General features: G+C 54.5%; 18 protein-coding genes. 14 read left to right on the forward strand and 4 right to left on the reverse strand.

Annotated elements, in window-relative coordinates; translation table 11 throughout:
* Nucleotides 1–55: 55 nt before the first annotated feature.
* The 5 genes from der to OO731_RS02430 all read left to right on the forward strand — a co-directional run bounded on the left by der (nt 56) and on the right by OO731_RS02430 (nt 3,947).
* The gene (gene der / locus OO731_RS02410) at nt 56–1,504 is read left to right on the forward strand and encodes a ribosome biogenesis GTPase Der (protein WP_264890658.1); all 1,449 of its coding nucleotides are present in this window, start codon (nt 56–58) and stop codon (nt 1,502–1,504) included.
* A gap of 15 nt (nt 1,505–1,519) precedes the next feature.
* Complete coding sequence (locus OO731_RS02415) at nt 1,520–2,110, forward strand: CDP-alcohol phosphatidyltransferase family protein (RefSeq protein ID WP_138275228.1); 591 nt, start codon at nt 1,520–1,522, stop codon at nt 2,108–2,110.
* A 27-nt stretch (nt 2,111–2,137) separates the two neighbouring features.
* Complete coding sequence (locus tag OO731_RS02420) at nt 2,138–2,590, forward strand: FHA domain-containing protein (protein WP_172955987.1); 453 nt, start codon at nt 2,138–2,140, stop codon at nt 2,588–2,590.
* Nucleotides 2,590–3,288, forward strand: a complete 699-nt coding sequence (locus tag OO731_RS02425; RefSeq protein ID WP_264890514.1) for a MerR family transcriptional regulator — start codon at nt 2,590–2,592, stop codon at nt 3,286–3,288. The genes OO731_RS02420 and OO731_RS02425 overlap by 1 nt, the downstream gene beginning before the upstream one ends.
* 110 nt (nt 3,289–3,398) lie before the next feature.
* Complete coding sequence (locus OO731_RS02430) at nt 3,399–3,947, forward strand: MerR family transcriptional regulator (RefSeq protein ID WP_138275231.1); 549 nt, start codon at nt 3,399–3,401, stop codon at nt 3,945–3,947.
* Here OO731_RS02430 and OO731_RS02435 read toward each other — a convergent pair.
* Nucleotides 3,944–4,879: a ParA family protein gene (locus OO731_RS02435; protein ID WP_264890515.1), complete on the reverse strand. Its 936-nt coding sequence runs from the start codon at nt 4,877–4,879 to the stop codon at nt 3,944–3,946. The two genes, OO731_RS02430 and OO731_RS02435, sit on opposite strands and share 4 nt — an antisense overlap.
* Before the next feature lie 69 nt (nt 4,880–4,948).
* On the opposite strand from OO731_RS02435, the gene OO731_RS02440 reads away from it, so the two are divergent.
* The 3 genes from OO731_RS02440 to def all read left to right on the forward strand — a co-directional run bounded on the left by OO731_RS02440 (nt 4,949) and on the right by def (nt 10,147).
* A complete protein-coding gene (locus OO731_RS02440; RefSeq protein ID WP_264890516.1) occupies nt 4,949–8,356 on the forward strand; it encodes a pyruvate carboxylase in 3,408 nt (1,135 codons plus the stop codon).
* 81 nt (nt 8,357–8,437) lie between these two features.
* Nucleotides 8,438–9,646 carry a MinD/ParA family protein gene (locus OO731_RS02445; protein WP_264890517.1) on the forward strand — a complete coding sequence of 403 codons (1,209 nt, stop codon included), beginning with the start codon at nt 8,438–8,440 and terminating at the stop codon, nt 9,644–9,646.
* Nucleotides 9,647–9,649: 3 nt separating this feature from the next.
* Nucleotides 9,650–10,147: a peptide deformylase gene (gene def / locus OO731_RS02450; RefSeq protein ID WP_264890518.1), complete on the forward strand. Its 498-nt coding sequence runs from the start codon at nt 9,650–9,652 to the stop codon at nt 10,145–10,147.
* Here the strand turns inward: def and OO731_RS02455 are convergent, their stop codons facing one another.
* The gene (locus OO731_RS02455) at nt 10,148–11,974 is read right to left on the reverse strand and encodes an AMP-dependent synthetase/ligase (RefSeq protein ID WP_264890519.1); all 1,827 of its coding nucleotides are present in this window, start codon (nt 11,972–11,974) and stop codon (nt 10,148–10,150) included.
* Nucleotides 11,975–12,151: 177 nt separating this feature from the next.
* Here OO731_RS02455 and OO731_RS02460 point away from each other — a divergent pair, with 177 nt between their 5' ends.
* Genes OO731_RS02460 through OO731_RS02470 form a run of 3 tightly spaced genes read left to right on the forward strand, consistent with a single transcriptional unit; the run spans nt 12,152 to nt 15,205 of the window.
* The gene (locus OO731_RS02460) at nt 12,152–13,102 is read left to right on the forward strand and encodes an ROK family glucokinase (RefSeq protein WP_264890520.1); all 951 of its coding nucleotides are present in this window, start codon (nt 12,152–12,154) and stop codon (nt 13,100–13,102) included.
* A gap of 40 nt (nt 13,103–13,142) precedes the next feature.
* Nucleotides 13,143–13,832, forward strand: a complete 690-nt coding sequence (locus tag OO731_RS02465; protein ID WP_264890521.1) for a lysophospholipid acyltransferase family protein — start codon at nt 13,143–13,145, stop codon at nt 13,830–13,832.
* A gap of 11 nt (nt 13,833–13,843) precedes the next feature.
* Complete coding sequence (locus OO731_RS02470; RefSeq protein ID WP_138275239.1) at nt 13,844–15,205, forward strand: 3-deoxy-7-phosphoheptulonate synthase class II; 1,362 nt, start codon at nt 13,844–13,846, stop codon at nt 15,203–15,205.
* 39 nt (nt 15,206–15,244) lie between these two features.
* Here OO731_RS02470 and pknB read toward each other — a convergent pair whose 3' ends face one another.
* Nucleotides 15,245–17,188 (reverse strand): Stk1 family PASTA domain-containing Ser/Thr kinase, encoded by a 1,944-nt coding sequence (gene pknB, locus OO731_RS02475; RefSeq protein WP_264890522.1) that lies wholly within the window; start codon nt 17,186–17,188, stop codon nt 15,245–15,247.
* 103 nt (nt 17,189–17,291) lie between these two features.
* On the opposite strand from pknB, the gene OO731_RS02480 reads away from it, so the two are divergent.
* On the forward strand, nt 17,292–17,636 hold the full coding sequence (locus OO731_RS02480; protein WP_264890523.1) for an Rv2175c family DNA-binding protein: 345 nt from the start codon (nt 17,292–17,294) through the stop codon (nt 17,634–17,636).
* Here OO731_RS02480 and OO731_RS02485 read toward each other — a convergent pair whose 3' ends face one another.
* Nucleotides 17,637–18,752, reverse strand: a complete 1,116-nt coding sequence (locus OO731_RS02485) for a polyprenyl synthetase family protein (protein ID WP_138275241.1) — start codon at nt 18,750–18,752, stop codon at nt 17,637–17,639.
* Between the two features lie 72 nt (nt 18,753–18,824).
* Between OO731_RS02485 and OO731_RS02490 the strand changes: the two genes are divergently transcribed.
* Both OO731_RS02490 and mraZ read left to right on the forward strand, forming a co-directional pair.
* Complete coding sequence (locus OO731_RS02490) at nt 18,825–19,196, forward strand: DUF3040 domain-containing protein (protein WP_264890524.1); 372 nt, start codon at nt 18,825–18,827, stop codon at nt 19,194–19,196.
* A 200-nt stretch (nt 19,197–19,396) separates the two neighbouring features.
* On the forward strand, nt 19,397–19,828 hold the full coding sequence (gene mraZ, locus OO731_RS02495; protein WP_138275243.1) for a division/cell wall cluster transcriptional repressor MraZ: 432 nt from the start codon (nt 19,397–19,399) through the stop codon (nt 19,826–19,828).
* Nucleotides 19,829–19,840: the final 12 nt, after the last annotated feature.

The following is a 19,840-nucleotide window of genomic DNA, read 5'->3' on the forward strand; positions in this document are numbered from 1 at the left end:
ACAAGAATTTAATGCCGAACCGGTGAATCCCGAGTTCGTAGAGCGGCTCAAAAATATGAGCACCGTTGAGGAGGAGACTCGTGTTCGTGCTTTGCGCACCGGGCTTGACGAGTACGACCTCGACGACGAAGACCTAGAGGTTATCGACTCAGATGATGACTTTGAAGATGGGCCGCGCTACCTGCCAGCCCTGCCAGTGCTCGCAATCGTGGGGCGTCCAAACGTCGGTAAATCTGCTTTGGTGAACCGAATCCTCGGTCGACGCGAAGCCGTTGTCGAAGACAAGCCGGGTGTTACCCGTGACCGCGTTTCGTACAAGGCGGAGTGGAACGAACGTAAATTTACCCTTGTTGACACTGGTGGTTGGGAGCCGGATGCCAAGGGTATCGATCGCTCGGTAGCTCTGCAGGCAGAAATCGCAGTTGAGCTTGCCGACGCTGTCTTGTTTGTGGTCGATGCCATGGTTGGTGCAACCAGCGCCGATGAGCGCGTTGTGAAAATGTTGCGCGCTTCGGGCAAGCCGGTAATTTTGGTCGGAAACAAAATCGATGATGTGCGTCAAGAGCCAGAGGCTGCCAGCCTTTGGGGTCTTGGGCTAGGGGAGCCTTATCCGGTTTCGGCCCTGCACGGTCGTGGTGTTGCAGACATGCTGGATGCTGCCATGGCGGTTCTACCTAAGGTTTCTGGCGTTGCCAAAGAAGAGTTCGGCGGACCACGTCGAGTCGCTCTAATTGGGCGCCCAAATGTTGGTAAGTCATCCTTGCTCAACAAAGCTGTCGGCTCTGAGCGAGCAGTAGTAAACGATCTGGCTGGAACCACCCGTGACCCAATCGATGAGCAGGTAGAACTCGGTGGAAAGATTTGGCGTTTCGTAGACACAGCCGGAATCCGTCGCCGTGTTCACCTAACCCAGGGCGCCGACTTCTACGCGTCGTTGCGCACCGCTGCCGCACTAGAGCGTGCCGAAGTTGCCGTGGTTCTTTTTGACGTAACTCAGCCAATCAGCGAAGCAGACATTCGAATCGTCGACATGGCTCTGCAGAGTGGGCGCGCACTGGTTCTTGCCTTCAATAAGTGGGACGAACTTGACGACGAGCGCCGCCGCTACCTAGAGCGTGAAATCGAGCAGGATTTGGCACACGTTGACTGGGCCCCGCGCGTAAACATTTCGGCCAAAACCGGTCGTCACCTCGAAAAGCTTGTACCGGCCCTAGAGGTTGCGCTGGACTCATGGGACCAGCGAATCGCTACCGGAAAGCTCAACGCTTTTGTCCAAGAGTTGGCTATGGAAACTCCGCACCCGGTCCGTGGTGGCAAGCAGCCAAGAATTCTCTTTGCGACTCAGGCCAGCAGCCGCCCGCCGAAGTTTGTGCTCTTTACCACCGGATTCTTGGACCCGGGTTACCGCCGCTTTATCCAGCGTCGACTCCGCGAGACTTACGGCTTCGAAGGTACGCCTATCGAAGTGGGTATGCGAGTGCGCGAGAAGCGCAAGCGCTCGTAGGAATAAAATCTGAATATGTCGGACCAGCCAGCACTCAGCCTTAGGCAGCAGTTTCTAACTCTGCCTAACCTGCTGAGTATGCTCCGGTTAGCGCTGGTTCCGGTGTTTCTTACGCTGCTTATCAACAGTCATTTTTACTCAGCGATTTTGGTATTGGCACTAGCCAGCCTCACTGATTACCTTGATGGCTTTTTTGCACGTAGATGGAATCAGGTCACCCGCCTAGGTCAGCTTTTAGATCCGGCTGCCGACCGGCTCTATATTTTTTCTACCCTGGTCGGGCTAGCTATCGCCGGCATCATTCCTTACTGGTTGATGTGGGTCATTATTGCTAGAGATGTGGTGCTGGCAGTTGCCTACGTGGTCTTGGCCAATCACGGATACGGCCCTCTGCCAGTGCATTTCCTCGGAAAAGTAGCCACATTCTCGCTGCTCTATGCCTTTCCGCTGTTGCTTATGGCTGAGATTTGGCCATTGATTGCCTGGCTGCTGCCGCTAGCCTGGGCCTTTGCCCTTTGGGGTGTTGGGCTCTACTGGTGGGCGGGTTTTGTTTACCTGCGTCAGGTCAGATCAATCGTGAAAAATGACCCGATTGAAGTCAAGTAGGCTAATCACCGAAGGAGTATGGGGATCATGAATTTTGCAGAGTTGGGCTTTGGGGGCTCTTCAGATGAAGTTGGGTCAACCCTGCGTTTTAACGAAGACCTTTTGGCTCAGATGGGGCCTTCTTTATCAAACGACGAAGAAGCTGCCATCGGCGCATTGCCATCTGGATCAGCACTTCTTATCGTCAAGCGCGGCCCGAACGAGGGTTCTCGCTTTTTGCTAGATCAGAACGTCACGACAATTGGTCGCCATCCAAATGCTGATATTTTCCTTGACGACGTGACTGTTTCGCGTCGCCATGCTGAATTCCACCGCGATGGGGCAGTGTTTGAGGTTAAGGACCTCGGCTCATTGAATGGAACTTACTTCGATGGTCAGCGCATTGATGCAGCTCGACTAGTCGACGGGTGTGAGGTCCAAATCGGCAAGTTCCGGTTGACCTTCTACGCTTCACGAGCAGATCTTGGTCAGGTGAACTAGTGGCTGAGGTAGCTCCGGCAAGCATTTTTTCTGCGCGGCAGGTAAAGCTTTTCAACATTGGTCAGGTGCTGGCGGTTCTAAATCCAGACTTTCCTGATCTGACCCCTTCAAAGCTCAGATTCCTAGAGGAACAGGGGTTGATTTCGCCTCAGCGAACTAATTCGGGCTACCGCAAATTCACCGAACTAGACATTGAGCGGATTCAGATTGTTCTCGAACTGCAGCGTGACCAGTACCTGCCTTTGAAGGTAATTCGCACTTATCTAGCTGACTTGGATGCAGGTAAGCAGCCAACCCTGCCTGGTAGCGGTGCAGCACCTCAACTGGCATCCTCGCGCAATCGAAAATTTACTCGTATAGAGGTCATCACAGAAACCGGAATTACCGACGGTTTGATCGCTGAGGCGCAGGATGTTTCGCTGATTGGCCAAGAGCCCTTTGAAGCCACCGACCTAGAGATTGCCAAGTCAATCGTGCACCTGCAGCGATTTGGAATTTCACCAAGGCACCTCCGCGGCCTCAAAGCCTCTGCTGACCGAGAAATCGGAATCATTGAGGGCGTTGTCGCGCCGGTCCTTAGTAAGAAAGACACCGGTAGTCGGTCTCGCGCAGCTCACTATGCGGCAGAAATCGAGAGTCAATTTTCGGCTATCCGCTCCGAGCTAATCCGCGCCGTCGTAGACAAGATTGACGGCTAAAAAACCGCCTCTAGACCGCGACACGCCGAGGGTTTAAATTAACAGAGCATAGGGCCTATCAAGGGCAACAATTAAACCTGTACTTGAACGTTAACTAGAGAGGAGCAGAAATGTCTGAGCACGAATCTGAAACCCAGATCGACTACTCGCAAAACATGCTCTTCACCGACGGTTTGCCTTCAAGTGACCCAAAAGTTGGCTACCGTGGCACCTCTGCCGCCGCAGCTTGCGGAATTAGCTACCGCCAACTCGATTACTGGGACCGCACCGGCTTGGTTCAACCAAGTGTTCGCGGTGCCGCAGGTTCTGGTTCACAGCGCCTATACGCCTTCCGCGACATTTTGGTTTTGAAACTGGTCAAGCGTCTGCTTGACACTGGTGTTTCGTTGCAGCAGATTCGCGTTGCGGTAGATCAGCTGCACGCTGCGGGTATCCGTGACCTGGCTGAAATTACATTGATGTCTGATGGTTCGAGAGTTTACCTTTGCACCACCCAAGACGAAGTGATGGACCTTTTGGGCCGTGGCCAGGGTGTTTTTGGTATTGCAGTTGGTCGCGTGCTCCGCGAAGTTGAAGCCAGCCTCAGCAGCATTAAAGAAAATCACATCGACGACCTGGATGAACTTTCAGCCCGTCGTCAAAGCAAAAAAGCTGTCTAGCTTTCCTCGCGGCGGCTAACCGATTCGGCGGTGTCGCTCAAAAGCGCCTCAACATCCTCGGTTAGTTCAGCCTGATGCCTCTGGCCGCGCATGATTTTGCGAAATTTGGCAAATTTAGTTGCCTTTGCCCGAGTTCGTTTGATGTCCCGCTCCGCAAATGAGCTCTCGATGAAATCTAAGATGGCCTCAAATTCGATGGCAATGTTCCTTGCGCCATCACCCGGCCAAGTGTGAATTGGCCTTGCGGCACCTTGGGCCTGCTGGATGGTTGATTTTTCTTCTAGTTGGACTTCTAGAACCGCGTTGCCGAGCATATTCTTGAGCTCCTGGATGCGGAAGTCATGTTCGCGCGACAGTGGTCGCAGTCGATTGATCAGCACGCCCACCGAGTGGAGTCTCGGCGAAATATCTCTGCGTAGGTCCTCGATAGCTCGCAGCGCGCGCTCGGCAGCCACCACTGAAAATATTGAAGGCTCCGAAACCACCAGTACGCGGTCGCTGGCAACCCAGGCAGTTCGGGTTAGGCCATTCATCGATGGAGGAGTGTCGATCAGCACCAAATCGTAGTCGTTCTCAACCCTAGAAAGCGCTTCCTCGAGCTTCCAGACTTCTCGAACAGTTGGGCTGGGTACGTCAAAAACTAGGGCTCGGGGGCTGCCAATCATTACATCTATGTGACCAGACTGAACTTTGCCCCAACTACTCGGTACGATTGACTCAAGCACGACGTTGTGCCGGGGATTCTTCAGCACATCAGCAACGGTGGCTTTTGAAGCTCCAATGGCGCCTAACCCAGTCGATGCATCGCACTGAGGGTCAAGGTCTACTACCAAAGTCCTTAGCCCTCGAGCAAAAGCAGCTGAAGCCAGACCAAGAGTAACGGTGGTCTTGCCGACGCCTCCCTTTAGGGAGCTGACGCTAAGTACATGCACAGAAATAGGCTACCTTTTTATTTAGAGCGCCATGCACCCATGTTCGCCAATTCGACGCTTGAGGAACCAATGTTCAAGAAGATTCTGGTCGCCAACCGAGGCGAAATTGCCGTTCGCGCTTTTCGCGCCGCTTATGAGCTAGGCGCAAAGACTGTTGCCGTATTCCCTTATGAGGACCGCAACTCAACCCACCGTCTAAAGGCAGACGAGGCATACCAGATTGGTTCAGTCGGTCACCCTGTTCGGGCATACCTAGACGTAGCCGAAATCATCCGGGTTGCAGTCGAGTCAGGTGCTGACGCAATTTACCCTGGTTACGGCTTCTTGTCTGAGAACCCAGAACTAGCCGAGGCAGCAAAAGCCCACGGAATCACCTTCATCGGCCCATCTTCTGATGTTCTTGAAATGGCTGGCAACAAGGTAATTGCTAAAGAGGCAGCAATTCGCGCTGGAGTCCCAGTTCTGAAGTCTTCACCTTCGTCAGCGAACGTCGATGAGTTGCTCGGTTTGGCCGGAGACATCGGCTTCCCGATCTTCGTCAAGGCTGTTGCCGGCGGTGGCGGTCGAGGCATGCGCCGCGTTGCTGAAGAAAAGGACTTGCGTGCAGCTCTGGTAGAGGCGTCACGCGAGGCCGAGAGTGCATTCGGCGATGCTCGAGTGTTCCTAGAGCAGGCTGTTCTTCGCCCACGACACATCGAAGTTCAGATTCTTGCCGACACCCAGGGCAACGTTGTCCACCTATTTGAACGCGATTGCTCGATCCAGCGCCGTAACCAGAAGGTTGTGGAGATTGCTCCAGCGCCGCTCATCGATGACGAACTGCGTAAAACCCTTTACCGCGATGCTGTGGCATTTGCGAGCCAAATCGGTTACCAGAACGCCGGTACCGTCGAGTTCTTGATTGACACAGTAGGTGCCAATGCTGGCAAGCACGTGTTTATCGAGATGAACCCACGTATTCAGGTTGAGCACACGGTCACCGAAGAGATCACCGATGTCGACCTAGTGCAGAGCCAGATGCGCATTGCATCAGGGGAGTCCCTAGCCGACTTGGGACTGACCCAAGACAAAATCCAGATGCATGGATTTGCTGTTCAGTGCCGAATTACCACCGAAGACCCATCACAGAACTTCCGTCCAGACACCGGAAAGATCACTACATACCGCTCGCCGGGTGGTGCGGGTATTCGCTTGGACGGCGGAACGGTTTCTACCGGCGCCGAGGTAAGCCCATACTTCGACTCGATGCTGGTGAAGCTCATTGCAACCGGTCGCGACTTCAGGTCAGCTGTGACCAGGGCAAAGCGCGCGCTCGCCGAATTCCGTATTCGCGGTGTCTCCACCAACATTGCATTTATGCAGGCGGTTCTTGCTGACCCGATTTTTGAAACCGGTGATTTGAGTACCTCATTCATCGATGAGCACCCAGAGCTATTTACAGCCAAGGCATCTCAGGACCGCGGAACCAAGATTTTGTCTTGGCTAGCCGATGTAACGGTCAACCAGCCAAACGGTCCTCGAGCCGGTCACGTAAGCCCAGCCCTGAAGTTGCCAAAGGTAGACCTTTCGGTGCCGGCACCGGCTGGTTCGCGTCAGCGTTTGCTCGAGCTTGGACCAGAGGGCTTTGCCAAGGCTCTGCGCGAGCAGACCACAGTAGCTATTACTGACACCACCTTCCGTGATGCACACCAGTCGCTTTTGGCCACCCGTGTGCGAGGACGCGACTTGGTGCAGGTTGCGCCTTATGTAGCGCGACTAACCCCTCAGCTGCTCTCGGTTGAGGCCTGGGGTGGCGCAACCTATGACGTTGCCCTGAGGTTCTTGGGCGAAGACCCATGGGAGCGTCTAGCTGCCCTGCGAGCGGCGATGCCTAACCTTTGCATCCAGATGTTGCTTCGCGGCCGCAACACCGTTGGCTACACCCCGTACCCAACTGAGGTTACCGAGGCGTTTGTCGCCGAAGCTGCCGCAACCGGCGTTGACATCTTCAGAATCTTTGACGCCTTGAACGACGTTGACCAGATGAAGCCAGCAATTGATGCAGTGCTCAAAACCAAAACTGCTGTTGCTGAAGTTGTGCTGTGCTACACAGCCGACCTGCTGGACCCAGATGAGAAGCTCTACACTCTTGACTACTACTTGAACCTGGCCGAGCAGATTGTTGCTGCCGGTGCGCACATCATTGCGATCAAGGACATGGCAGGTCTGTTGCGACCAGCTGCCGCTGAGAAGCTCGTCAGCGCCCTTCGCGAGCGTTTTGACCTTCCGGTTCACCTGCACACCCACGACACCGCTGGCGGTCAGCTAGCCACCCTTATGGCGGCTATCAACGCCGGTGTAGACGCGGTTGACGTTGCCTCGGCACCAATGGCCGGCACGACCAGCCAGCCATCTGCTTCAGCGCTTGTCGCAGCACTTGCTCACACCAGCAAGGACAGCGGAATTCCACTTGCTGCCGTTGCTGAACTAGAGCCTTACTGGGAAGCAGTGCGCAAGGTTTACGCTCCGTTCGAATCTGGTCTTCCTGGCCCGACCGGACGCGTTTATCACCACGAAATTCCGGGCGGACAGCTGTCGAACCTTCGCCAGCAGGCAATTGCACTTGGGCTGGGGGACCAGTTCGAGAAGGTTGAGAACATGTACGCGGCCGCCAATGAGATTTTGGGTCGCCCAACCAAGGTGACTCCATCTTCGAAGGTGGTTGGTGACCTGGCTCTCCACCTGGTCGCAGTCAATGCAGATCCAGCTGATTTTGCTGAGAACCCTCAGAACTACGATGTTCCTGACTCGGTTGTCGGTTTCATGGCCGGAGAGCTCGGGGACCTGCCGGGTGGCTGGCCGGAGCCTTTCCGCACCAAGGTCTTGCAGGGCAAGAACATCAAGTTCGGGGTTACTCCAGTCAACGAGACTGACTTGGCTGCTCTTCAGGGTGCCGATTCTGCGCTTCGCCGTTCTACTCTGAACCGACTTTTGTTCCCAGCTCCGACCGCAGAGTTCTTGAAGTCACAGGAAACCTTCGGCAACCTCGACCAGATTGATACTGTCGACTACCTGTACGGTCTCGAAGCCGGTGCAGAACACGTGGTTCAGATCAGTCGCGGTGTCCAGATTTACGTTGGCCTTGAGGCAATCGGTACCCCTGACGCAAAGGGTTTCCGCACTGTCATGGCTACTTTGAACGGCCAGCTGCGCCCAATCAACATCCGTGATCGAAAGGTTGCGGTTGACACTGTTCAAGCCGAAAAGGCCGATGCAGGAAACTTGGGTCACGTCGCGGCTCCATTTGCAGGTGTGGTCACTTTGGCAACCGTCGAGGGAACCCACGTTGAAGTTGGTCAGCCGGTGGCAACCATCGAGGCGATGAAAATGGAAGCTACCATTACCGCGAGCGTTGCCGGTGTAGTCAAGCGTTTGGCTGTATCAAAGACCCAATCGGTCGATGCAGGCGACTTGATTCTGGTTGTTGAGCCAGAGTAACCCTCACTCAATTTCGTTCTAGTCGGTAGACTGTCTAAGCGCTTAGGTTCGTTTGCGCTGACCAAAACATAGGAGTTCACAGTGTCAATTTGGGAGAAAAAACCTGAAGACGGTCAGAGTGACTTTCTAGCACCTCGTCCGGCATCTGAAGAGACGCCAGTGCGCTCTCACTCGCTTGCCGAAGTCGCCGTTGACGCTGGATCGATTGATGTGTCACCGGGAACCTCATCGATTGAGATTGTTGCCGAAGAGCCTCGCTTTACCCGCGAGGTTGAGGTAGCTGACCCTAACGCGACCCGACGTTCAAACTACTCCCGCCGCGACAGCCTTCGCGGAGAAGTTTTTGACCAGCCAGAACCTGCCGCAATGCTCACCGCGGATCGCCTGCTTGATGGCAGTGCACGTAACCGTCCAGCGCCAGAAGCAGGATTCCGTCGCTTCCTGTACTTCTTGAGCCTAAAAACCATCAATCTTGGAGACTCACTCGCTGTGCGCGAGCGCAAGGCAGTTGATGCTCGAATTGGTGCGCCACTAGAGGGCGGTGCTCGATTTGTTCCAGTGCTTACTCGCAAGGGCGGCGTTGGAAAGACCACTGTAAGTACGCTCTTGGGCATGGCGCTAGCTCTGGCCCGCGAAGACCGCATTATTGCTATCGATGCAAACCCTGACCGCGGAACCCTTGCGGAGCGCGTCAGCAAGTCGACCCGTTTCACCGTTCGTGACGTAGTGAACCGTGCGGCAGCGGTCGATGGCTTCACCGACTTCTCAACCATGGTTTCGAGAGATGTTACCCGCCTAGATGTTTTGGCCTCTGACTCAGACCCAATGCTTTCAGAAGCTTTCGACGAAGGTGACTACAACGTGGTTGCCGACATGGCCGCCCGCTACTACTCAATCGTGCTAACTGACTGTGGTACCGGTATTGTTCACTCGGTCATGCGCCCGACTCTGCAGCGCGCGAATGGTTTGGTAATCGTCTCTGGCGGATCTGTTGACGAGGCTCGTTTGGCGTCGGAGACCCTAACCTGGCTGGAAGCCAACGGTTACGGCGATTTGGTTCGCAATGCCATCGTTGCTCTAAACACGGCTACCCAGGCCACTCAGCTTGTAAAGCTTGACGAAATTGAACAGCACTTCAAGACCCGCGTGCGCGCAGTGGTTCGCATTCCTTACGACCCTGCACTAGCTGCCGGTTCTGTGATCAAGTTTGCAGACCTAAAGAAGGGCACCCGCGAGGCAGCACGTGAACTAGCTGCTCTCTTGGTGGACTCACTCAATAACCCAAACTAATCGATGGCAGTTCGTGAAATACGCCTTTTTGGCGACCCGGTTTTAAAAACGGTTTCTGATCCGATTGCTAGTTTTGACGCAAAAACTCTTGCGCTAATTGAGGATTTGCTCGACACCACCAAATTGCCTGGCCGAGCCGGCGTGGCCGCGCCTCAAATCGGTGTGAATCTGCGGGCCTTTAGCTACAACATCCACGGAGATGTCGGCTACCTAATCAATCCGGTCCTGACCGAACTCAGCGGCGAAAAGGTTTTGCTGGACGAGGGTTGCTTGTCAGTACCCGGGCTTTGGCATAAAACTCCGCGCTGGCAGTTTGCTCGGGCTGAGGGGCTCGACCTTGAAGGCAACCCAATAGAAGTCAGCGGTTCTGGGCTTATGGCTCAGGCGCTTCAGCACGAGTGCGACCATCTCGACGGCTTGGTTTACCTTGACCGGCTCGAAGCAGACGAACGCAAAAATGCAATGCGCAATTTGCGGGCCACAGACTGGTTTATGAAGTAACTAAACCGCTTGGTTTTCTTGAGTCGCCGGCCCAGAATCGTAGATCTCTGACAGGGCCGGTGCAAAGTCACGAAGCACAGTCTCACGCTTGATCTTTAGCGATGGGGTTAGGTGCCCGCTGTCTTCACTCAGCTCTTGGGTTAGGACTACAAATTTGCGGATTGACTCAGCCTTAGAAACCGACTTGTTAACGCGGTCTACTGCAGTCTGAATTTCAGCGATAACCGCTGGCTCCTTAGCCGCCTCGGCAAGGCTTAGGTCTTTGTTTAGGCCGTGATTAGCCAGCCACATCGGAAGCATTTCAGGGTCAAGTGAAATCAGGGCCGCCACGAAAGGTTTCTGATCTCCGACCACAATTGCCTGTCCGATTAGTGGATTGGCGCGAAGCGGGTCTTCCAGCGGCGCTGGTGCAACGTTTTTTCCACCGGCGGTGACGATCAATTCTTTCTTTCGGCCGGTAATACTCAAGAAGCCGTCTTCATCCAGTTCACCGATGTCGCCGGTCTTGAACCATTCGCCTTCCATGGTGGCTGCAGTGGCTGCAGGGTTTCGCCAGTAACCACGCATGATGTTGATGCCGCGAAGCCAGATCTCTCCGTCTTCGGCAATCTTGACTCCTGTGCCCGGCAACATACGACCAACCTTGCCGATTTTGAGTGAGTCTGGGCGACCAATCATGGCAGGTGCGGTGGTCTCAGTGAGGCCGTAGCCCTCGAGAACAATTAGTCCAATTGCGCGATAGAAGTGGCCTAGGCGAGCACCCAGTGGGGCGCCACCCGAGACCGCGTAGGCAACTCGGCCACCCATGGCAGCGCGGAGCTTTTTGTAGACCAAAACATCGAAGAGTTTGTGTTGTATTTTCAGGCCAAGGCCTGGGCCCTTTGGTGTGTCCAACGCCTTTGAATAGGCAATAGCTGTGTACGCCGCCTTGCGGAAAATGTTGCCCTTGCCGGCTGCCTCAGCTTTCTGCTCGGCTGAGTTGTAAACCTTTTCAAAAACGCGAGGAACTGCCAAAAGGAAGTGAGGTTTGAAACTAGCCATCGCCGGGCCGACATTCTTGGAATCAGGTTGGTGGCCAACCTTAACGCCTCCGTGAACGGCCAGCACTGAGATGAATCGGGCGAATACGTGTGCTAGAGGAATGAAGAGCAGGGTGCTGTTTCCCTCTTTGACAACCATCGGAAGTTCGAGGGTCGCGTTTTTGCTTAGTTCGACAAAACCACGGTGAGTTAGCTCACAACCCTTTGGTTTGCCGGTGGTACCCGAGGTGTAGATGATTGTCGCGAGATCTGACAGTTTAGGAATCCGGCGGCGGGCTTGCACCTCGTCATCGGTTACAGATCGGCCTTCTTTGACGAGAATTTCAATGTCTCCGTTGTCGATGGTCCAAACTTGGCGGCACAGGGGAGCACTAGCCATAATTTCTTGGAATCGGGCCTTGTGCTCGTCGTTCTCGACGAAAAGCGCCACGCAGTCGGAGTCTGACAAAATCCATTCGATTTGGCTTGGTGCTGAAGATTCGTATACCGGAACCGATACTGCGCCGATGTACCAAATCGCAAAATCCAGAACGGTCCATTCATAGCGGGTGCGACTCATGATGCCAACAGCTTGCCCAGGCTGGATTCCAGCGGCGATGAGGCCCTTGGCAACGGAGATGACCTGCTCTTCAAAAGCCTTAGCAGAAACGTCTTCCCATTGGCCGGCTGATGCCTCGATGGCAAAGAGTGGAAGATTTGGGGTCTTTTGTACTCGATTCGCTAAAAGATCCGAGATGTTTTCTGACTCGTCTGAGACAACAATTGGTGCAACATCGTAAGTCTTCATTGACCCCTCCAGGCTCGATACTTTCCATAACTCTACTTGCCGTTTCGACTTATTTTGCACCGATTGGGCCAATCGTTTTTGCCACCCAAGCTAAACTTTTACGAAGCGAAAGGCCAAGTGGTCTGCGAGGAAGTTTTTTCCTTCTAAATCAAGCATTTCGGACACTCAGAGGACAACATGTATTCAATCGGTATTGACATCGGCGGAACGAAAATTGCGGGTGCCCTGGTCGATGAGTCCGGCCAAATCGTAAAAGAACTTCGAGTACCGACCCCCGTTGAAGATCCGGCTGCGTTGGTTGATGCAGTAGTCGGTGTTATCCGGGAGCTGCGGGCCGACCACGAGGTTTTAGGCGCGGGCGTTGCCATGGCTGGGTTTATCGATGCTGCCCAATCAGCAGTTATCTACGGCACTAACTTTGGCTGGAAGAACTACCCGCTCAAGGCTGAAATTGAAGCCAAGCTCGACATTCCGGTAATTATCGAAAATGACGCTAACGCTGCAGCTTGGGCGGAGTACCGATTCGGTGCCGGCAAGGGCTTCCAGCACATGGTGATGCTAACTCTGGGAACTGGTGTTGGCGGTGCAGTCATCGTTGACGGGCGTATGCTTCGCGGCGGTTTTGGAGTGGCCGGTGAACTCGGACATATGCGCGTTGTTCCAAACGGCGTTGAATGCGGTTGCGGGCAACACGGCTGCATCGAGTCCTATGCCTCGGGTACAGCGCTGGTTAGAACTGCCCGAGAATTGGTCGCCTCAGGTGACCCGCTCGGTGCTCGACTAGGTGAGTTGGCTGAGCAGGCTGGTGAACTAACCGGTGTTCAGGTTTACGAGGCAATCCTCGAGGGTGATGCCGGAGCCAGAAAGCTGTTGGCTGATGTCGGCTCTTGGACTGGCCAAGCCATTGCCTCACTTAGCGCAATCCTTGACCCGCAGATTGTGGTGATCGGCGGCGGCGTGAGCGCTGCAGGTGAATTACTGTTGGGCTCAATTCGAGGCGCCTACCGCAAGCACATGCCAGCAGCTGGTTTCAGGCCAGAACTCAAAATTGTGACAGCCGAATTTGTCAATGATGCGGGTGTGGTCGGTGCCGCCGACCTGGCCCGAGTCTCACTAGCCTCGAGATAAACTAGAAGTTCACCTAGGTACCGAGAAAGGGGATCAGGCTGTGGCGTACTTTATTTTCAAAACCCTGATTCTCGGTCCACTGCTGCGTGTTCTATTTAGGCCGTGGGTGCGCGGAATGGAGAACATTCCAGGCACCGGAGCAGCGATTTTGGCATCCAACCACCTTTCGTTTTCGGACTCAATCTTTTTGCCATTGCAAACTCGACGCCCGGTTGTGTTCTTGGCTAAGAGTGAGTACTTCACCGGCAAGGGCATCAAGGGTGCTCTGGTTCGCTGGTTCTTCAAATCAACTGGGCAGTTACCGATCGACCGTTCGGGCGGAAAAGCTTCTGAGGCGTCGTTGAATACCGGCCTAGGAGTACTTGGCCAGGGTCAACTGCTGGGCATTTATCCAGAGGGCACTCGCAGCCCAGATGGACGGCTTTACCGTGGGCGAACCGGAATTGCTCGCATGGTCCTGGAGGCCAAAGTCCCAGTGATTCCGGTGGCCATGATTGACACCGAGAAGGTGCAGCCAATCGGTCAGCGCATGCCGAAAATTCGACGCATCGGTATTGTGGTGGGAGAGCCTTTGGATTTCTCCAGATTTGATGGCATGGAGGGTGACCGCATTGTCTTGCGCGCCGTCACCGATGAAATCATGTACGAATTGCAAAAACTAAGTGGCCAAGAGTACGTCGATGCCTACGCATCGTCAGTAAAAGAAAAACGAGCTCGTCTCGCAAGGTAGAAAGTAGCAAAATGAACGAACATGTAGTTGCGCCGGATCCAGCTGTACTTGCCGGGCTCGACAACTATCTAAAGTTGCCTGCGGCTCAGCAGCCATCATGGCCTGACGCTGCCGCGGTTGCTGACGTTCGTGCTGAACTTGCAACTTTGCCACCTTTGGTTTTTGCCGGTGAAGTAGACATTTTGCGTGATCGCCTCGCTCAGGCCGCTTCTGGAAAGGCGTTCTTGCTTCAGGGTGGTGACTGCGCTGAGACTTTTGTTGACGCAACAGCGGATCGAATTCGCAACCGAGTCAAGACCCTGCTTCAGATGGCTGTCGTGCTGACTTACGGTGCATCGATGCCGGTAATCAAGATGGGCCGCATGGCGGGTCAGTTTGCTAAGCCTCGTTCCAGCGATAACGAAACCCGTGGTGACGTTACTCTGCCTGCATTCCGCGGCGACATCATCAACGGGTACGACTTCACAGCAGAAGCACGTGTTCCAGACCCAAAGCGCATGATCAAGGCCTACAACACCTCGGCCTCTACGCTAAACCTGATTCGCGCATTCACCATGGGCGGATTTGCCGACCTGCGTTCAGTTCACGAATGGAACCGTGGATTTGCTAACAACCCTGCCAACGAGCGCTACCTTTCATTGGCTCAAGAGATCGATCGTGCCATTAAATTCATGGCTGCCTGTGGTGCAGACTTCAACGAACTTCGGACCACAGAGTTTTACGTGAGCCACGAGGGTCTATTGATGGACTACGAGCGCCCGCTCACCAGAATCGACTCACGTACCGGTAACCCGTACATCACATCCGGTCACTTCATCTGGATTGGTGAACGCACCCGTCAGATGGACCACGCTCACGTTGATTACCTATCGCGCGTACGCAACCCAATCGGTGTCAAACTGGGCCCGACAACTCAGGTTGAGGATGTCATTGAGCTAATTGAAAAGCTTGACCCAAACCGCGAGCCTGGACGCTTGACCTTCATTACCCGCATGGGTGCCGGCAAAATCCGCGATGAATTGCCGAAGCTGGTTGAAGCGGTCCGCGACTCTGAGGCCAACCCGCTGTGGATCACCGACCCGATGCACGGCAACGGAATCACAACCAAGAATGGTTTCAAGTCTCGTCGCTTTGACGATGTCATGAACGAAGTTCAAGGCTTCTTTGAGGTTCACAAGGCTGCGGGCACATTCCCAGGTGGTGTTCACGTTGAACTCACCGGCGATGACGTTGCCGAGTGCCTTGGTGGATCAGAGCAGATTGACGAGGCGAGCCTAGAGGACCGCTACGAATCAGTTTGCGACCCACGCTTGAACCACATGCAGTCACTGGAGCTTGCGTTCTTGGTGGCTGAGCAGCTGGCCAAGAGATAAACCAAAAAAAATAGACCCTTCGGGGTCTATTTTTTTTACCTAGCGAGAGTAAATCGTGACGGTGGAGCCGCGCTTCAAAAGCGTTCCTGCTGGGTGACTTACGCGCTTGACCGTCACCACACCCCACTTGCTGCTGAGTTGGTTGGTGTCTATAGTCACTTTGAAGCCCGATGATTCGAGGGCGCCCTGCGCGGCCAGAATGGTTTCTCCAACAACTGCTGGTACTGCGACCAAATCTGGGCCCTTCGAAATTATCAGGGTGACTTTACCGCCCGTGGTCAAAGCATCAGCTTCGGGAACCAAAGAAATTACTTGACCCGCGCTGACAGTGTCGCTGAATTCCTCAGAGGTGGTTGAAACGCTAAGGCCAACCGCCTCAATTGCTGCAACTGCAACAGCTTTGTCCAAGCCAGCAACGACTGGAATTGGCCCGAGCGAAATTTTAACGTCAACCGCAGTGCCAACTTCTACTTCTGATTTGCCATCCAGGCTGCTGGCAAAAATTTGACCTATCGTGGCGTTGTCGAACCAGGATGAAACTGCGCCTATCCGCAATTCGGCCTTGATCAGGGCAGCGGTGGCTTCGGCCACGTTGAGCCCGGTGATTTCTGGAGCAGCCACCATTCGTTTGCCTTCGGAAACGTAGAGTTTGATCACCCCGCCGAAGTGTAAGGCTCCGCTTGGCGGATCAGTCCGGGTAACAAGGCCCGCTGCCACCGAGTCACTGGTCTCGGTCATAACCTCAAATTCAGCACCGATAGCGCTCAGCGCAACTTCAGCTTGTTCCAGAGTGCGACTGGTTAGTTCGGGCACTGTTGCGAACCCGCCGGGGCCGCTGGAGAACCACCAGCCGGCACCAGAGCCAAGCAGGACAATCAGCACGGTCGCCAAAGCCAATCTAAGCCCGCGGCGCTTACGACCGAGCTTGACTAATCCTGAATCGGCTGCCGGCGTTAGCGAGTCCGCTGCTGCCAGCTCTGAACCCAGGACCTGCGTTTGACCCAGCTCAGAAAGCACAGCTGTTTCGTTTCCGGCCAGGTTTCCGGCGGCAAAAATTTGGGTGGCATCGGGGTCGATGGCGTCGGTGGGCAAGACGGTGGTGGCGGAGTTTAGGTCCACTGGACGATCAGGGGTCAGTCTGATCGTTTGGTTCCCAGCCTTTAGCTCGGTTCTAGCCCGCTTGACCACTTCAAGTAATTCGCCGGCATCCACCGGGCGGTGGGCAGCTTCTCGCGCTGTAGCCCAAAGGACAATTTCGTCGACCAGCGGGCCAACCTTCGGATTCAGCGTCGAAGGTGCTGGAACCGAGAGGTGAGCGTGTTGATAGGCAATTTGAACCGCCTGTTCACCCTTGAAAGGCTGGCTGCCGGTGAGCATCTCAAAAAGGATGATTCCAGCGGCGTAAACATCGCTCCTGGCATCGGCTGTTCCCCGGGTGATAAGTTCCGGAGACAGGTATGCCACAGTGCCGACCAGTGATCCGGTTGATGTGGCGTTGTCGATGTCTCGTGCAAGGCCAAAATCGCCCAGTTTGATGCGCCCGTCATCAGCCAAGAAGATGTTTTCTGGCTTTAGGTCGCGGTGTAAAATTCCACCCCGATGAGCCGCGGCTAGGCCGGCTAGAACGGTCTCAAAAAGTTCGAGTGCCCGCGCTGGGTCGATGGCGCCAAAGTCGTTTATCGCATCGCGAAGGTTTATGCCTGCAACGAACTCCATGACCATGTAGGCAATTTCCCCGTCCTCGCCCTGATCGAAGACGTTGATGAGGTTGGGGTGTGAAAGGCGGGCAGCCATCCGGGCTTCACGAATGAATTTTTCACGAAACTCGAGGTCGTTGGCGAGATGCGGGTGAATAGCCTTGAGTGCTACTTTTCGCTGGAGTCGAAGATCCTCGGCAAGGTACACGGTGGCCATGCCTCCGCTTGCCACAATGCGCAAAACTTGGTAGCGGTCGCCAATCAGGCGCCCGATCAAATCTGCCATGGTAGGCCTCTCCGGGTTGTCTGCCGGTGTTCGGCAACTCTAAATATCATCCCACGGGCTGTGGGATTGCTGAACTTAGCTCAAGGTGTGGCAGTCTTGTCTTGTGAATGATGTTCTAGATAGTGTGACCAATTGGCTGACCGTTCCTGAAGCGGCTGAAGAACTAAATGTCCCGTTGGGCAGGGTTCGCCGCATGCTAGAAGAGCATCAGTTGATTGCTGCCAGACGGGACGGAGTCCTAAAGATTCCAGCTGAGGTTATCGTCGACGGCGAACCTCTGGCCAGCCTTCAGGGAACCATGATTGTTCTCCTGGACTGCGTCCTAAGCGAGCAGGAGGCAGTCGAATGGCTTTACACCTTCGATGATTCCTTGCCAGGTACCCCGATGGAGTTTCTCTTGAAGGGTCACAAGTCGGCAGTTCGCCGACTTGCAATGCTGCTTGCCTAACTAGGCCTGACGGTTAATTACCTTTAGAGCTAGTTCGCGGAGTTGATCCTTCGCGCGGGCATCGATGTCAAGGGTCTGCAGGGCATTCATGCTCTCTTCTGCAAGCTCCTCAATCATTCTTTCGCTCTTGGCCAAAGCACCAGATTCGGTGATGGTGCGCTGCAAGAATCCAATTTGCTCGCCGTCTAGGCTTCGGCTGGTCAAAAGCTCATCAAAAATTCGCCCAACTGACGGCGTCAAGGTTTCTCTGGTCAATCCGATAAGAACGGTTCGCTTTCCTTCGCGAAGGTCGTCTCCTGCGGGTTTGCCAGTGACGGCCGGGTCGCCAAAAACACCGAGAACATCGTCGCGCAACTGAAAAGCCATTCCAAGCGGAATGCCAAAGGCAGACAAGCCACGAAGCAGGCCCGATCCCGCGCCCGCAAAAGCGGCGCCGATCAGCAGCGGGGCTTCGATGCTGTACTTTGCGGTCTTGTAAAGCATCACTCGATTAGCGCGCCCCACAGACTCCGAAACCGGCCTGGTCATAGCCGCATTTTCTTCGAGGACGTCAAGGTACTGGCCGGCCATGACTTCAACGCGCATTTTGCTGAACTCATTGCGGCAAGCAGCCTGGATCTCATCAGATGGAGCGTTCAGCAGCGCAGTTCCAAAAATCTCGCTGCTCCAGCCGAGCATTAGGTCGCCAACGAGCACCGATCCGGCGACACCGAAGCGCTCGTGGCTTCCGGCCCAAGAAGAGTCGGCATGCAGCAGTTCAAAGCGTTTGTGCACCGCCGGCGCGCCGCGGCGTGTGTCAGATTGGTCTAGAAGGTCATCGTGAACCAGGGCTGCAGCGTGAAACATCTCTAGTGCTGCGGTGATGCCAACAATGGCCTCGGCTGACTTTTGGCGTTCGGCCTCGGTCTGCTGAAACCCAGATGTGCTGAGCGCGCCAACCCATGACCAGTAGGCAAATAGAGCCCTGAAACGCTTGCCGCCCTGAAGCAGGTCTTTTGTGTAGTCAACAAGGGGGGAGAGGTCTTCTGAGATCAGATCAAAATCTTGTCTCTGTGCTGCACAGAATTCATCCAGGTGCTCTTGAATCAGGCTAAGTAATACTTTGGTTTCGCTCACGGGAATAGCCTAACGGCCACAAGGTGTTTAGACTTTTACCAGTGGGTTTACCACACACCAAAGGAGCATCTAATGGGTCTTTCCGAGCGTGAACAACGCCTTTTGGATGAGATGGAGCGCAGTCTCTACGCGACCGACGCCGACCTTGCCTCCAAACTGAGCCGGCCAGCAACATTTTCTCCACGAAGAATCATCGGCGGTCTAGCCGTCAGCGTTATCGGTATCTCATTACTGATAGTTGCCGTGATGCTCCAGTTTGCGCTGTTTGGTGTCGTCGGATTCTTGGTCATGCTTACCGGCCTAATCTTGGCAAGCTCAAATTCTGGTGGTGCAAAAGCTCCGTCAGGCCCTGGCTCAACCGGTAAATCAGCTCCAAAAGCCACCAAAAAAGAGTTCAACCGAAGCTTTTTTGAAGATCGCTGGGATAAACGCCAGGGCCAGTAACTAAATATCCAAAATCCACCCTTCGGGGTGGATTTTTTGGTTTAACTAGGCTTTTCCCTCCACTTGCTTAATCCCAGTAAATTACTGATACTTACAACACGCCGAACGCGAAATATCGCTGAATTTTCAGCAATTGTGGAGCAAAGTGGTGTAATGTGGAGTTAGTTAAGCATCGCGTCGATTTCGAAGGGGGAGCGCACATGTTGCTAGGTACGCACTCACCGAAACTCGACGAAAAAGGTCGCGTAATTCTTCCGGCAAAGTTCCGTGAAGAGTTGCAGGGGGGACTTGTAGTCACCCGCGGCCAAGAGAACTGCCTGTACGTATTCAGTGCAGCCGAGTTTGCCCAGGTTCATGAAAAGATCCGTCAGGCCCCGGTTACCAGCATTGAGGCTCGCAACTACCTGCGAGTTTTTCTATCAGGCGCATCAGATGAAGTTCCAGACAAGCAGGGTCGAGTAACTATCCCTGCTGCGCTGCGACAGTATGCGGGCCTTGAGAAGGACCTAGTCGTCATCGGTGTTGGTTCACGTGCTGAGATTTGGAATGCTGAAGCCTGGTCTGAGTACCTTGCCCAGCAGGAAACCGCATTCGCCAGTGTTGCTCAGGAGGTGATTCCAGGGCTTTTCTAGCCCAGGGTCACC

The sequence above is a fragment of the Rhodoluna sp. KAS3 genome (assembly GCF_026000575.1).
In the GTDB taxonomy this organism is placed as follows: domain Bacteria; phylum Actinomycetota; class Actinomycetes; order Actinomycetales; family Microbacteriaceae; genus Rhodoluna.

What these genes read in the sequence shown, in the direction of transcription:
- der (WP_264890658.1), top strand. Translation starts at nt 56, where the DNA reads ATGAGCACCGTTGAGGAGGAGACTCGTGTTCGTGCTTTGCGCACCGGG.
- OO731_RS02470 (WP_138275239.1), top strand. Translation starts at nt 13,844, where the DNA reads ATGAACGAACATGTAGTTGCGCCGGATCCAGCTGTACTTGCCGGGCTC.
- OO731_RS02490 (WP_264890524.1), top strand. Translation starts at nt 18,825, where the DNA reads ATGGGTCTTTCCGAGCGTGAACAACGCCTTTTGGATGAGATGGAGCGC.
- def (WP_264890518.1), top strand. Translation starts at nt 9,650, where the DNA reads ATGGCAGTTCGTGAAATACGCCTTTTTGGCGACCCGGTTTTAAAAACG.
- OO731_RS02415 (WP_138275228.1), top strand. Translation starts at nt 1,520, where the DNA reads ATGTCGGACCAGCCAGCACTCAGCCTTAGGCAGCAGTTTCTAACTCTG.
- pknB (WP_264890522.1), bottom strand. Translation starts at nt 17,188, where the DNA reads ATGGCAGATTTGATCGGGCGCCTGATTGGCGACCGCTACCAAGTTTTG.
- OO731_RS02440 (WP_264890516.1), top strand. Translation starts at nt 4,949, where the DNA reads ATGTTCAAGAAGATTCTGGTCGCCAACCGAGGCGAAATTGCCGTTCGC.
- mraZ (WP_138275243.1), top strand. Translation starts at nt 19,397, where the DNA reads ATGTTGCTAGGTACGCACTCACCGAAACTCGACGAAAAAGGTCGCGTA.
- OO731_RS02455 (WP_264890519.1), bottom strand. Translation starts at nt 11,974, where the DNA reads ATGAAGACTTACGATGTTGCACCAATTGTTGTCTCAGACGAGTCAGAA.
- OO731_RS02460 (WP_264890520.1), top strand. Translation starts at nt 12,152, where the DNA reads ATGTATTCAATCGGTATTGACATCGGCGGAACGAAAATTGCGGGTGCC.
- OO731_RS02420 (WP_172955987.1), top strand. Translation starts at nt 2,138, where the DNA reads ATGAATTTTGCAGAGTTGGGCTTTGGGGGCTCTTCAGATGAAGTTGGG.
- OO731_RS02430 (WP_138275231.1), top strand. Translation starts at nt 3,399, where the DNA reads ATGTCTGAGCACGAATCTGAAACCCAGATCGACTACTCGCAAAACATG.